Annotated in this window: 10 protein-coding genes; 5 read left to right on the top strand and 5 right to left on the bottom strand. The window is 56.8% G+C overall.

The annotated features are described in order from the left end of the window. Positions 1 to 320 precede the first annotated feature (320 nt). Positions 321 to 2,627 carry a helix-turn-helix domain-containing protein gene (locus ACZF99_RS05145; RefSeq protein ID WP_483609619.1) on the top strand — a complete coding sequence of 769 codons (2,307 nt, stop codon included), beginning with the start codon at positions 321 to 323 and terminating at the stop codon, positions 2,625 to 2,627. A gap of 73 nt (positions 2,628 to 2,700) precedes the next feature. Here ACZF99_RS05145 and ACZF99_RS05140 read toward each other — a convergent pair whose 3' ends face one another. Beyond that, positions 2,701 to 3,870, bottom strand: coding sequence for a YecA family protein (locus ACZF99_RS05140; protein WP_483609617.1), 1,170 nt, complete (start codon positions 3,868 to 3,870; stop codon positions 2,701 to 2,703). A 22-nt stretch (positions 3,871 to 3,892) separates the two neighbouring features. Beyond that, positions 3,893 to 4,879 carry a Gfo/Idh/MocA family protein gene (locus ACZF99_RS05135; RefSeq protein ID WP_483609615.1) on the bottom strand — a complete coding sequence of 329 codons (987 nt, stop codon included), beginning with the start codon at positions 4,877 to 4,879 and terminating at the stop codon, positions 3,893 to 3,895. A gap of 147 nt (positions 4,880 to 5,026) precedes the next feature. Here ACZF99_RS05135 and ACZF99_RS05130 point away from each other — a divergent pair, with 147 nt between their 5' ends. Then, a complete protein-coding gene (locus ACZF99_RS05130; protein ID WP_483609613.1) occupies positions 5,027 to 5,530 on the top strand; it encodes a hypothetical protein in 504 nt (167 codons plus the stop codon). 476 nt (positions 5,531 to 6,006) lie between these two features. On the opposite strand, the gene ACZF99_RS05125 is transcribed toward ACZF99_RS05130, so the two are convergent. Further along, on the bottom strand, positions 6,007 to 6,870 hold the full coding sequence (locus ACZF99_RS05125; RefSeq protein ID WP_483609611.1) for a DUF6612 family protein: 864 nt from the start codon (positions 6,868 to 6,870) through the stop codon (positions 6,007 to 6,009). Between the two features lie 282 nt (positions 6,871 to 7,152). Here ACZF99_RS05125 and ACZF99_RS05120 point away from each other — a divergent pair, with 282 nt between their 5' ends. The 3 genes from ACZF99_RS05120 (at position 7,153) to ACZF99_RS05110 (ending at position 10,928) form a co-directional block, all read left to right on the top strand. Then, positions 7,153 to 7,746, top strand: a complete 594-nt coding sequence (locus ACZF99_RS05120; protein WP_483609609.1) for an SLOG family protein — start codon at positions 7,153 to 7,155, stop codon at positions 7,744 to 7,746. 149 nt (positions 7,747 to 7,895) lie between these two features. After that, positions 7,896 to 9,518, top strand: a complete 1,623-nt coding sequence (gene glgP, locus ACZF99_RS05115) for an alpha-glucan family phosphorylase (protein ID WP_483609608.1) — start codon at positions 7,896 to 7,898, stop codon at positions 9,516 to 9,518. Positions 9,519 to 9,695: 177 nt separating this feature from the next. Further along, a complete protein-coding gene (locus ACZF99_RS05110; RefSeq protein ID WP_483609606.1) occupies positions 9,696 to 10,928 on the top strand; it encodes a phosphodiester glycosidase family protein in 1,233 nt (410 codons plus the stop codon). A gap of 84 nt (positions 10,929 to 11,012) precedes the next feature. Here ACZF99_RS05110 and ACZF99_RS05105 read toward each other — a convergent pair whose 3' ends face one another. Together ACZF99_RS05105 and ACZF99_RS05100 are read right to left on the bottom strand one after the other, a co-directional pair. Further along, the gene (locus ACZF99_RS05105) at positions 11,013 to 12,206 is read right to left on the bottom strand and encodes a sugar ABC transporter permease (RefSeq protein WP_483609604.1); all 1,194 of its coding nucleotides are present in this window, start codon (positions 12,204 to 12,206) and stop codon (positions 11,013 to 11,015) included. Positions 12,207 to 12,208: 2 nt separating this feature from the next. Next, positions 12,209 to 13,720, bottom strand: coding sequence for a xylose ABC transporter ATP-binding protein (locus ACZF99_RS05100; RefSeq protein WP_483609602.1), 1,512 nt, complete (start codon positions 13,718 to 13,720; stop codon positions 12,209 to 12,211). Positions 13,721 to 13,768: the final 48 nt, after the last annotated feature.

Genomic DNA, 13,768 nt, shown 5'->3' with positions numbered 1-13,768 from the left:
TGAAGTGTACCGGAGCCTCCGAGTCCTCGTAAATATGTCGTTTTGCTTTGCGTTAACAAAACGGCAAGACAAATTTAACAAACCGCTCGATTTTCATGTTACTAAAGTTAACATAAACTTGTCCCGACCAAGAAACGGCGATGTGTATTTTTTTACCGTCAATGTCCCGAACCACGGCAAAAGCGGACGGCAAACAAGTCCCGAGAAGCAAAAATGACATGCTCTTTCCCGGAATCCCGCTACTTTCTTCCCTTGCGTTATCCGGCGATCTCCTTTACATTTTAGATAAAAAAATAGAGCGGACAGGGGGCAGACGCAACGTGAAGCTGAATTATTTCAAGTCAAAGCTGTTTCAAAGATACACCTGGTCTTACTTGTTCATGCTGCTGGTTCCACTTGCATTGTTGTCGGTCTTCATTTATAACAGCGCGGTCCGCAATCTCCGCTCCGAAATCGAACAATCCCATCTGAATCAGTTGTCCCAGGCCAAAACGATCGTCGACAGCCATGTCAAGCAATTGAGCGATATCGCCTCGCGGGTCGCTTACGATGTTCAGTTGGCCCGCTACCGCGTACACGACCCGTATTACAGCCTGGAAGCGATCAACGCACTCCAAAATTACAAGGCAACCAGCCCGATCATCGGGGAAATGTTCTTGTACTTCCATGGAGATGAGAGGATTTATTCCACGGCAGGGATGACGAGTCTGGACGTCTTCCACGAGCATTATCATTTCCTGGACTGGGAAGGGCCGCAGCTGGTTCACGATCTGAACTCCGTCAGGTTCCCCGTCATCCAACCCGCCGAAATGTTGAACCAAAACGGAACGATGCAGCAATCGGTCTTGGCTTATCTCGTGCCCATCACGCCGAACAATCCGAATCCGCACGGCACATTAATGTATTTGATCCGAAAGTCGGAATTGACCGGACTGATCGATACGATTCTCGGCAACTATGAAGGATCTTCCTATATTTTCGACAATAACGGCAACATCATGGCCTCGAATAACAATCAAATACAGCCGCTTCAGGGATCGGACCTGCAAAAATTGTTTGCGCTTTCAACAGGGATCCATAGTATCGATTTAGGTGGGGTAGCGCATTCGGTCGTGTCGGTCAAGTCGGACACGAACGGCTGGGAATACGTCACTTTGATGCCGAGCTCGCAATTTCTCGGCAGCGTGCTGCACCTGCGCAGCCTGATGATCCTGCTGTTGACCGTGCTGGTCGTCGTCGGCACCGCAGCCGCGTTGATCCTGGCACGGCGGCAGTTCCACCCGATCCTCGATCTCGTCGAGTTCGCCGATTCCAAATCGAAGGCCGGCGGAGCGGGGGACGAACCGCGGAAGGCCGGCAACGAGCTGGACCGCATCCGTACGGCGCTGCACGAATACAGCTCGCGCGCCGACTTGCAGGAGCCGTATGCGCGCAACCATTTCCTGTTAATGCTGCTGAAATACGGGAACGCCCGCAGGCTGATGCCGCAGCTGTTAAGTTCGCTGGCTATCGACCTCGCCAAAGCCCATTATTTCGCCATGGTTATCGGCCGGGACGAAGCCCTGAAGAGCCGGCTTGTCAGCCACGATTGGCAATCGATGATCGGGCAGTTGGCGGCGGCGGAGATTCCCGAATACGGCGCTTGCCTGTACAGTGTCGAGCTGCCCAAGCCGGGGCAGATCGCGTTGATCGTCGGCTTCGACAAGGTCGACTCCTTGTCCGGGCCCGACCAGTTCCGCCGGATCGTGTATCGCATCCGCGACAACCTGTCGGCTCGCTTCCGCATCGATCCCGTGATCGGCGTAGGAATGTATTACAACGATCCCGACCAATTGAACCAGTCGTTCATCGAGGCCTGCTCGGCCTTCGAATCTCGGATGTTTGCCGGAAACGGCAGCATCACGTTCTTCGAGAAGCTGTCGCATGCGCCGGGAGAAACGGCTTGGGTACCCAAAAACGAGCTGCTCAAGCTGTCCCAGAGCTTGAAGCAAGGCAGCTACGAGGTCGCGGCTCAAACGATCGGCGAGGCGATGAACTACTTGCGGGGCCCGGATCTGACCGTCGAGTTGAAGCGCTGCGTTAGCTTCGACATCCTGAACGCGATTCTGCGCACGGGCATGGAGATGGGCATCCGCGATTGGACGCCCGATATTCCCGGGTCCGATGCGTTTAATTCTCTCCAGGAGCTGGAGCGCCACTTCCTCGGCCTCGCTTCCCGCATTTGCGATCTGGCCCTGCAGAACGAACGCAAGGAAGAGCATTCTCTGATGGACCGGATCATCGCCTACATCGACAGCAATTACATGGACCACGCCTTAAGCCTGGAGATGATCTCCTGCAAATATTCGATTTCGGTCTCCTATTTCAGCCGCTCCTTCAAAGACCAGATGGGGATCAACTTCGTCCAGTACATCTGGCAAAAAAGAATGATGGCGGTTATGAACGACCTGACGTCCACCAACGATCCGCTTAAAGAGATCATTCAGCGGGTCGGCTACCTCGATACGCCGAACTTCATTCGCAGATTCAAGAAGGAAACCGGCCTGACCCCGGGCCAGTACCGCAAGCTGTATGCGCAGGCGGAGCCACACGACCCGCCGCTGTCGGACTCGGCCGATGTCGGGTAAGGCGTTCCGGCAATCGCCAAAAAGGCTGTCTAAGCGCTGGGGCGCTTAGACAGCCTTTCGTTCATCTCTATGTTTACTTTCCGCAGCATTTCTTGTACTTCAAACCGCTCCCGCAAGGGCAAGGTTCGTTGCGGCCGATTTTGCTCGACCGGGCCTGCTTGACGATATGCCCTTGAATGGAGGCAATCGTCGATGAATTCCCGGACCTCCCCTGCATCCGGCGCAGCTCGTCCAGCGTATGTCCGGCATTGGACCACATGCGCGTGTGATCGTAGACGTCGGCAATGAGGGCAACGGTTTGCTGTGCCTGCTTCTGCGACTTAAAATCCAGGTTCCGCCTTTCGAACTCGTAGAGAAGATCCTCCAGGGAGGCTTCCATCGAGCAGCCGAGCTGAATGTCGTCGACCAAATATTCGGCGATCTCCCGGTCCAGGCGGAACTCCTTCGTCACGAAATCCCTCAACGACGCGAGCTGCTGAGTCATCTCGAAGTAATCCGGGTCCGCATACTTGAGGAACTCCTGCTTGTCCGGCACATAATAAGGTTTCCCCTGCACTTTGCTCATGAGGTCGTCAAACTCTTGGTCTTCCATGTCCAACGATACGATAGTTCCCCGCTGCAAGTCGAAATACTGATCCGTCCGCACGAGGAAGCTGTCGAGATGCTGCAGCAGTTCCGCTTCCGTGACGGGATCATCGCCGTTCTGCGCGTTAAAGATCTCTACCAGCTTGGCCGGCGCGACCAATCCGTACAGGTTGACCGCCGCCATCAGGTAGTTATAAAGCAGATGGCTTCGGTGCAACACTTGCCGGAACGCCGTTTGATCCAGCTTCCGGAAGGCTGAGCGCACTTCCTCCGGAATCACCAAATGCAGGCGGTTGTCGTCAAAAAAGGTGAACAGCAAGCCGCGGTCCAGGAAGTAATAGTAGTAACCGAAGGGCGTCGCATTGCTTGGTTGATAGGAACCGTCCAGCAGCGAGGCGAACAGCTCCCATTCCTTGGGCCGGGTATTGAGCAAAGCCGCCCGAAGCTCCTCGGGCTCCTCGATGCCCGTCTGCACGGCGGCGACCAGCTCCTCCTTCTTCATCTTGGAACGGCCGGTGATGTTATAAACGGAAGCGATTGCGCCAAGCCTTGCTTTGGTCAGGCTTGGCAGAATCTCCGTCAACCGATGCATCGTTTCGCCGATGATGGCGTGTTGGATGTTGTTCTCCTCCAGCAATTGTTTGGTATCATCGATCATTTGAAACTACTCCTTCTTAATTTCATTCGAACGGATATTTCAGACCCCACTGCCCGCGGATTTGATCCATCAGGCGCAGGATGGCCAGCGATTCGTCCAGCGGGATCTCGCTGCTTTCGGTCAACCCGGCTTGCAGCGCCCGGCCTACTGCCTCCGCTTCATAGGCGTACCCCTTAAAAGTGCGGTCATCGCTGACCGTCTCGGGCTCCTCTCCATCGACGTACAACGTGGCCGAGGTCGCGTTGAGGAATCCGGGAACGTAAATTTTGCCGTTCGTCCCATGAATATAAGCGTCGTTGCCGATCGCCAACCGCACGGCGCCGTTCAGGGAAGCGATCGCGCCGTGCTCGTAAGTCATCAGCACGGAGAAATGTTCGTCGACGCCGGTCTCGCCAAGGTGCGCCGTGCTTTGCACGCTCCGCGGATAGGCGCCGAGCACCATCGACGCGAACGAAACCGGGTAGATCCCGGCATCCAGCAGCGCACCGCCGCCAAGCTCCGGGTTGAGCAGCCGGCCGGCCGGATCCCAGCCGACGCGAAAGCCGAAGTCGGCCTTCACCAGCCGCACTTCGCCGATCCGGCCGGCCGCCAGCCATTCCCGCACGCGGCGAATCACCGGCAGGAACCGCGTCCACATCGCCTCCATCAGGAACAGCTTGCGCTCGCGCGCGTAGGTGACCAATTCCTCCAGTTCGGCGCCATTGACCGTAAACGGCTTCTCGCACAGGACCGCTTTCCCCGCCCGGAGTGCGGTCAGGACATTTTCTTTGTGGTAGGGATGCGGCGTAGCCACATAAACGGCGTCCACATCCGGGTCGGCGACCAACTCGTCGTAGCTTCCATACGCCTTGGGAATCCCGAACTTTTCGGCAAACGCCCTGGCCTTCTCCGGATTTCGCGACCCGATGGCATAAGCCTCGCCGTTGCTTGCGTAAGCCAAATCCCCCGCAAACGACTCGGCAATGCCGCCGGCCGCCATTATCCCCCACTTGATTGTGGCCTCTCCCATAAATCCTTCCTCCTTCGACGCGATTGTAACTTAGGTTCCATTATACCTTTTTGCACGAGATGAGGAAACGAAACGGGGTATGATATAATCGATAAGCGCGGGACGAAGGCAACACCCGCAAAATCGCCATTTGAGAGGTTGGGCAGCATGCTGGCGTTTGAGCAGAAACTGGAAATCTTGAAGTCATTTCCCGAACTCAAGCAAAGGAACGTGTCGCTGGGTCGGGTCAATTTTCACTATGAAGGCAGCGCCTATGATAAAAAAACAGTCGTCTACCACCTGCATCCGAACGGGAACGGCTATGTATACGCCGGGCTGCTGGACGGCTATAAGACCGATGACAAAGGGTGGGTCAACATCCGGGAAATGGCGGAGCCGGAGCTGCGCCAACTGGTCAGGGAGTCGATCGACGCTTTGTCCGTCCGGGAGGACGATAGCTGCGCGTCACGCCCTGCAACAACGGAAGCCCCCCCGCGGAGCACGTCGGCCGGAGGCGTGTGGACCAATGCCAAAGGCGAGAAGCTGACGCTCAAATACGAAGACGACCTGTGGTATATCTACTCCGGCCTGAGCCTGGAGATGGCCTTCGAAACTCGCGAGGAAGCCGGCGAATATTTGGCGGAGGAAGGTTTTTCCCCGTCAAAAGGGTAGCCCCGGAGCGCTCCGGCCACAACAAAACAACAAAACAACCATGCCTAACCGGGTATGGTTGTTTATTATGCCAAAAAAAGTTTGAATTCGTTCAATAAATTGTTTGATTTTTGACACAAAATGTTCAATAATTAAGTTAGACACAAATTGTTCACAATTTGTTTGGCCAGTGAAAAGTAAAGGAGTGAATCCTCATGTGGCAACCGGAGAAATTGAAAGGTAATGCTTTTCTGTGGATTATCGGGCTGGGCACGTTTTATGCGGTGTTCTATACGGTATTTACCCTTCTCTCGATTCACGGTCAGTAGTCCCCGTTTCTTGTAACCGCTATCACCCAATAAAAGAGGCCAATACTGCCGTCTTTGGTCTAAACTTGCCACAACACTTTCGCCAAAAGACAAACCGCTGAGCCGGTCCTAAAGACCAGGGTTCAGCGGTTTGATTTCCAGACCGGATTTCAATCTCATATATTAAGATTAAGCTGCGCTGTCCAGTACCTCTTGCGGCACTTTGATTTCGTCGAATTCGTTATGCTTGGAAATCGTGCTGTTCATTTTCATTTCAAGCGATACGCTTTGGCCTTCCGCTTCCATGTCCATGGTCATTTCGATGTTGGACTTAGTCGGAAAGAAGGTTTCCTTGTTAACGGCATAGGTGATCTTAATGTCCTTGATGTTCATTTGTTCCATCATGGCTGCCGTTTGTTCGTCGGCGCTCCCCGATTGGCTCATCAGCGTTTTGGCGAGTTCTTTTACTCCATCGCCGGACACTTCGGCCGTAAGGACGTATTCGTCTCCTTCTTCCGTCACCTTCGTCTCCCCGGCAATCGATTTAAACTGCTCAAGCTGCTTCTCCGGGCTAATCGATTGATCCAGACTGGCAATCAGTTGATCTTTCATGTCGTCTTGAACTTTCGTCCAGGCTCCGTTCACACCGGAATAGGCGCCTTCGTCGGTAATATACTGCTTGATCTCCTGATTTCCGCTGCCCGGTACCGACATTTGAATTTCCTGGTACACCCCCAGCGGTTCTTTCGTCGTATCGATCTTCATCGTCATGTCGACGTTCTGATCCTGTTTCTGATCTCCCTGGGTCACGGAAATATTCTGGTTCACGCTCGCTTCCATCGAAAAGCTGTTAAGTCCGCCGCTGGCCTCCGCTGTTTTTTGGATCAGCTCATCCAAGGTTAGCGCGGTCTTTTCTCCTGCACCTTGCGCATTGTTCGTCCCGTTCTGGGCCGCTCCCCCGTCGCCTGCTCCGTTTGCCCCCTTCTCTTCTCCGCATGCGGTCATGCCGAATGCCAAAATCACTGTCAGTAGTACTACGGTCCATCTTTTCACTGAGTTATCCTCCTAAATTATGTATTCTTCATCATATTAATCAATGACCTCGGTCAGTTAACAGGTCAAATAGTCCGATTTCAATGTGAATCAGGGTCCTGTTTATTTAGTCGTTTAGACCTAGATTAGTGCTATTTTCCTTTTAGTGAAAACGTTCACATAGCCTGTCCTGCCTGGGATTCCAACCCTATAGTACTTTCCGTGCCTTCAGAAAACTTCAACGGGAGTTTATAATGAGAACTGTGCCACCTTAATCATCAAGAACTATAAGGAGTTCTCGCCTTGAAAAATATACTCGTTACCGGATACCGCGCACACGAACTCGGCATCTACAGCAATAAGCACCAAGGCATTCCCTACATCCGCCAGGCGATCGAAGGCCGCCTCCTTCCTTTGCTGGAGGAAGGGCTGGAGTGGGTCATTACGCCCGGTCAATACGGCGTTGACCTGTGGGCATGCGAAGCCGTGTTCGACTTGAAGAAGCGGTATCCGCAGTTGAAATGCTCGATCATCACCGCCTATAGCCATCAAGAGGAGAGATGGAGCGACGAGAAAAAAGACTACTATAGGCAAATTCTCCGCCAGGTCGACCATTATGCGGCTGCCAGCAAGGAATCCTACCTCGGCCCTTGGCAGTTCACCGCCCGGGATGAGCTGCTGTTCCGCAAGACCGATGGCCTTCTCCTCGTCTATGACGAGGATGCGGGGGAGGCCAGCCCGAAATTTTTCAAAGCACGCGCCTTAAAGAAACAAGCCCAGGACGGCTACGTCTATATCAATATCGGATCCGAGGAAATTCAAGCGATCGTGAGCGAAGAGCAGGAGCGGGCTTACGTTGATAGCGACCTGCGCCCGGAGGAAACGGATCCGGCCTGATCTTGTCCCGATGCTTTTTCCCGTCCCATCTCCCGTTTCTTCCGCGCCAAAATGCCCCTTTGTCACCTTCCGCCTGCCCCCGGACTACACTATTAGCAGAAAATCGCTTTCCTACAGCAGGACGTATGCACAGCAAAGGAGGTATTCCCATGAGCGTAAGCGAAAGGCAGCTCCCTACCGTTGCTTATTTCAGCATGGAGTACGGTCTTCATTCCGATTTTAAAATGTATGCCGGGGGCCTCGGCATTCTGGCCGGCGATTTCATCAAAGGGGCCAAAGACATCGGCGCCCCGCTCGTCGGCATCGGCATCAAGTGGAAGCAAGGTTATACCGACCAGCGGATCGGCGAGGACGGACGGCCTTACGATACGTTTACCGATCACGATTACGATTTTCTTGAGGATACCGGCGTGACCGTCACCGTGACGATCCAAAACGCCGAGGTTCCCTGCAAAGTTTGGAAAACCGAACAGTTCGGCAACAATCCGCTCTATCTGCTGGATACCGACCTTCCGGAGAGCGGCAACGGCTGGATCACCGCGCGCTTGTACGGCGGCGGCTTCGGCGAGGAGCGGATCGCCCAGGAAATCGTGCTTGGCATCGGCGGAGTCAAGGCGCTTCGCGCGCTTAGCATCCCGGTGAACGTATACCATTTCAACGAGGGGCACGCCGCCTTGGCCGCCACGGAGCTGATCCGCGAGAAAATGCAGGCCGGGCTGACCTTCGAATCGGCCTGGCGGGATACCCGCGAAGCGGTCGTGTTTACGACCCATACGCCGGTCAAGGAAGGCAACGAAGCGCATGCGCTGGATCTGCTTGAGGCGATGTCCGCCTTCAACGGGTTAAGCCGCGACCAGATGGAGCGAATCGGCGGCAACCCGTTTAACATGACCGTCGCCGGCCTGCGGCTTGCGCGCCGCGCCAACGCCGTGGCTGCGCTGCATGCGGAGACCGCAAACCGCATGTGGAAGGATGTGGCCGGGCGCGCGGAGATCATCGGGATCACGAACGCGATCCACCTGCCGACATGGGCCGATCCGCGGGTGCTCCGCGCTTATGAGGAGGGCGGCGATTTATGGGCCGCGCACATGGAACTGAAGCGCGAGTTGATCGAGTTGATCCGCGAGCGCTCGGGAACGGAGCTGGACCCGGAACGGCTGCTGATCGGGTTCTCGCGCCGGGCCGCGCCGTACAAACGCAGCGACCTGATCTTTTCCCGGCCGGACCTGATCGCCCCCTACCTCGAATCCGGCCGGATCCAGCTCGTGTTCTCGGGCAAAGCCCATCCGAACGACGAAACCGGCAAGCGGATCGTCAGCAACCTGGTGGCGATGATGAAGCGGTACCCCGGCAGCGTCGTGTTCCTGGAGAACTACGACATGACGATCGGCGCCAAGCTGACCCGCGGCTCGGACGTCTGGCTGAACAACCCGCGCCGGCCGCTGGAAGCGAGCGGCACCTCGGGGATGAAAGCCGCCGTCAACGGCGTGCTGAACTGCTCGATCCTCGACGGCTGGTGGCCGGAGGCCTGCCTGGACGGCGAGAACGGCTGGCAGATCGGCGGCGGCTTCGAGTCGGCCGACCCGGACGAGCTGGACCGGCATGATGGCGAAGCGCTCTACGACACGCTGCTGCAGCGGGTCGTGCCGACCTACTACGAGGATCGCCCCCGCTGGGTGCGGATGATGCGGCGCAGCATCGAAACGACTCGCGAGGCATTCTCGACCCGGCGGATGCTGGAGGAATATTACCGGAAGCTGTATATGCGGTAAGTGCGCGGAATAAGCGGAAATACGGTGCGTGGGACTCCCTTGCACCGTTCTTTTTTCGGTAATGGATGCGGCTCCACCCACCCGGCACAAAAATGTATGCGAAAAAACGAATACAATGTTCCGATATTACATAAAGAAACCACCATCATTGCATACATAAAAGGAGAAACCATCTTGATGAACCGAACTGGAACCACTAGATCCACTAAAGCTAGAACTGGAGCTTCCCTTCGCACCCTCGCGAAACGCCTGCTTCCTTTAGGGCTCGCCCTAGTCTGCTTGATCTCCGGCGGCAGCCTAGCCTCCGCCCCCACCTCCGCCTTAGGCACGGCGCCGGCCAAAAACGTCGTCCTGCTGGATGCCGCCAGCGGACATGCCTTCGTGCCCAGCCGGGCTTTGACCGGACTGGACGGCATCCAAGTCCGGTGGGATGCGCCCCGGCAGCAGTTGACGATCGCGCAGGGCGAAGCGACCTCCGCGATCTTGCGGGTCGGCTCCGCCAAAGCCGAGGTCAACGGCGAGCCGGTCGCCTTAACCGATGCGCCGTTCACCGAAGCCGGCGCAACCTACGTCCCGCTGCAGTTCGTCAGCGCGACGTTTCAAGTGCCGGCGGAGTGGGACAAAACCGCCGGCGCAGTCCACCTCGGCCAAGGCGATGCCCGCTTGACCCTGCCGTACGCGAACCGCGGCGCGGCGACCGGCGCCGGTGCGGGGAAAGCGATCGTCAGCCAGCGCAAGACGTTTAAGGTCGGCGGCCGCTCCTTCGCCGTGCAGATGGTCACCATCTCGTTGATGGACCCGAAGGTTCGCCTGAAGGTCGCGCTCGCCGGGGACACGGTCGGCAAGGTCGAGGAGCTGAGCAGCCTCGCCAAGCGCCATAAGGCCGTTGTCGCCGTCAACGGCACATTCTTCAATGCTTATACGGCCGATGCGTATAAAGCCCCCTACGGCTACATCGTCAGCGGCGGAGAACTGAAGCTGAAGGCTTCCGGCGACAAACGCACCCTGTTCACCTATGACTCCAACCTGCTCGCACAGTTGATTCCCGGCGCGGACTTCAACGACGCCTTTGCCGCAGGCACGATGGAGGGAGCGCTCCAAGCCGGGCCGCGCCTCGTGGTCAATGGAAAAGTCGCGATCGACGTCAAGGCGGAGGGCTTCAAGGATCCGAAGATCCTTACCGGGGGCGGCGCGCGCAGCGCCTTAGGCCTCACGCGCGACCATAAGCTGATCCTGCTGACCTCCGGCGGCGCAACGATCCCGCAGCTCGCGGAAATTATGAAGCAGGCCGGCGCTTACCAGGCGATGAACCTCGACGGCGGCGCCTCCAGCGGCCTTTATTACAACGGCAAATACTTGACCCCGCCGGGCCGCAAAATCAGCAACGCCTTGGTAGTTACTTATCAATAAGGAACCAAAACGGCACTTCCGAAGAGATCCTCCCGACAGGGAACGGTCTCCAAAGAAGTGCCGTTTGTTTTTTCGATACTCTTCTTATCTCAACCCTTTGCGCCGGTTCGAAATATCCAGCCAAACGGCGAAGACGAGGATAGAGCCTTTCACCACGTACTGCCAGAACGACTCCAGACCCATCAATGACATCCCGTTGTCGAGCGAGGTCATGACAAGCGCGCCGATCAGGGCGCCCAGCACCGTACCCGCGCCGCCCATCAGCGACGTTCCGCCGATGACGCAAGCGGCGATGGCGTCCATTTCCGCCATGTTTCCGGCGGTGATCGTCGCCGAAGCAAGGCGCGACGTCAGCACAATCGAAGCGATCGAGGCAAGCAGGCCGCTAAGCAGGAAGACGATCATCGTCTTGCGGCGGATGTTGATGCCGGACAGGCGGGCCGCTTCCAGGTTGCCGCCGATCGCGTAAATATGCCGGCCGAAGGTCGTTTTCGTCGACAGGAAGAAGAAAATTGCCGCCAGCGCGATGACGAAAATAATCGGGAACGGAATCCCCTTGTAGGCGTTCATGACCAAGACGAAGACGACGACCAGCAGGGAAAGCGCGGCCATTTTGATCACGTCCACGGCAAACGGCGCCACTTCGAAGCCGTATTTCTGGCGGGAACGACGTCTGCGCAGCGTGCTCCAGACGATGAGGCCGATGGCCAATACGCCGAGGATGATGCCGAACCCTTGGGCGAAATACGCATTGCCCAGCAGCGCCAGCACCTTGTCGGAGACCGGAATCGTCATCGATTCGGTTACGCCCATGAGCGTACCGCGGAATACCAGCATGCCCCCCAGCGTCACGATAAAGGCGGGGATCATTTTATAAGCGACCAGCCAGCCTTGCAGCAAGCCGAGTACAGCGCCGGCCGCCAGCGTACCGATAATGACGACAATCGCCGGCAGCTCCAGCCAATTGCTGAAAATCGCGGCAATCCCGCCGGTCAAACCGACGATCGAACCGACCGATAGGTCGATATGTCCCGCGACGATGACCAGCACCATGCCGATCGCCAGAATCGAGGTCACGGACATTTGCGTAAAGAGGTTGGACAGGTTCCGCGCCGTCAAAAATGTCGGGTCGAGCAGGCCGAACAGCACCCAGATCAGCACCAGCGCTCCCACCATCGTGTAGGCCCGCACGTCCATTTTGCCGAACAGGCTGCCCCACAGCGTCGGCTTTACGGCCGAGCCGTCCGTTTGTTTTCCGATTTCCTTTTGAAGCTCCATGTTTATTTCCCTCCCGTAGCGGCTTGCATGATATTTTCTTGGGTCGCTTCGCGCCAGTCGAACTCCCGAACGAACTTGCCTTCGCTCATCACCAGAATCCGGTCGCTCATGCCGAGCACCTCCGGGAGCTCCGAGGAAATCATGATGATGGCCACGCCCTGGTCGACCAGTTGATTCATCAGATGATAAATCTCGTATTTCGCCCCGACGTCAATGCCGCGGGTTGGTTCGTCCATGATGAGGATTTTCGGATCGGACATCAGCCATTTGCCGATGACGACCTTCTGCTGGTTCCCGCCGGACAACGTGCCGACAGGGGTTTCCAGAGACGCGGTTTTGGTCTTCAAATCATGCACATATTTAAGTCCCCAGCGGATTTCCTCGTTGTCGTTGATCACGCCAAGCTTCGAAACTTTGGCCATCGTGGCCATCGTCGTATTCGTCTTGACGTCCATCCCCATGACGAGCCCTTGGCGCTTGCGGTCCTCGCTGACGAGGGCGATCCCGGCGCGGATGGCGTCCGCCACCGACCGGATGCGCACCGGTTTGCCGTCAACGAAAACCTCCCCCGTCGCCCGTCCGCCGTAAGCGCCGAACAAGCTGCTGACCAGCTCGGTCCGGCCGGCGCCCATCAACCCGGCGATGCCGAGAATTTCGCCTTTCCGCACCCGGAAGTTGACGTCCTTGATCACCTTCTGGTTCCGCTTCTCCGGGTGCCACACGTTATAGTTCTTGACCTCCAGCACGGTATCCGATGGGCGATGCTCCACCCGCGGGTACCGTTCGGTCAGCTCCCGCCCGACCATCAGCGACACGACCTGGTCGTCATCCGTTTCCTTGCGGTCCAGCGTCGCCACCGTATGCCCGTCGCGAAGCACCGTAATCGAGTCGGCCAGAGCAAACACCTCCGGCATTTTGTGCGAGATATAAACGCAAGACACGCCTTCGCTCCGCAACTGGTTCAGGATGCCCATGAGGATCGCCACTTCGCTTTCCGTCAAGGCGGCCGTCGGCTCATCCAGAATCAGGATCTGCGTATGCTTGGACAATGCCTTGGCGATCTCCACCAGCTGCTGCTGGCCGATGCCGAGACTGCCGATTTTCGTTTCGGGGGAAATATGGAGCCCGACCCGCTTCAGCCACTGGGCCGCATTGTGATACAGTTCATCCCATTGGATCATGCCGCGTCGGGTCGGTTCCGCCCCAAGGAAAATGTTCTCGCCAACCGTCATCTCCTTCACGAGCGCCAGCTCCTGATGGATGATGGCGATGCCGGCTTTTTCCGCATCGGTAATGTTATGGAACTGCTTCTTCTCGCCGCCGATGACGATGTCTCCGCTATAGGTGCCGGCCGGGTATAATCCGCTCAGCACCTTCATCAGCGTCGACTTGCCCGCCCCGTTCTCGCCGCAGAGCGCGTGGATTTCCCCTTTGCGCACCTTGAAGTTCACGCGGTCAAGGGCCTTCACGCCCGGAAACTCTTTGCTGATATTCACCATTTCCAATACATGCATAGGCTTAGCTCTCCTTCTTTAGCCTAAGGATCGGCCAAAAGCGCGAAA

This window comes from Paenibacillus sp. JL3B1040 (genome assembly GCF_057063165.1).
This window is presented reverse-complemented; position numbering and strand designations above follow the sequence as displayed.

Excerpts from the sequence above, each read along its gene's own strand:
- ACZF99_RS05110 (WP_483609606.1), top strand. The coding sequence starts at position 9,696 with ATGAACCGAACTGGAACCACTAGATCCACTAAAGCTAGAACTGGAGCT.
- ACZF99_RS05135 (WP_483609615.1), bottom strand. The coding sequence starts at position 4,879 with ATGGGAGAGGCCACAATCAAGTGGGGGATAATGGCGGCCGGCGGCATT.
- ACZF99_RS05140 (WP_483609617.1), bottom strand. The coding sequence starts at position 3,870 with ATGATCGATGATACCAAACAATTGCTGGAGGAGAACAACATCCAACAC.
- ACZF99_RS05130 (WP_483609613.1), top strand. The coding sequence starts at position 5,027 with ATGCTGGCGTTTGAGCAGAAACTGGAAATCTTGAAGTCATTTCCCGAA.
- glgP (WP_483609608.1), top strand. The coding sequence starts at position 7,896 with ATGAGCGTAAGCGAAAGGCAGCTCCCTACCGTTGCTTATTTCAGCATG.
- ACZF99_RS05105 (WP_483609604.1), bottom strand. The coding sequence starts at position 12,206 with ATGGAGCTTCAAAAGGAAATCGGAAAACAAACGGACGGCTCGGCCGTA.
- ACZF99_RS05100 (WP_483609602.1), bottom strand. The coding sequence starts at position 13,720 with ATGCATGTATTGGAAATGGTGAATATCAGCAAAGAGTTTCCGGGCGTG.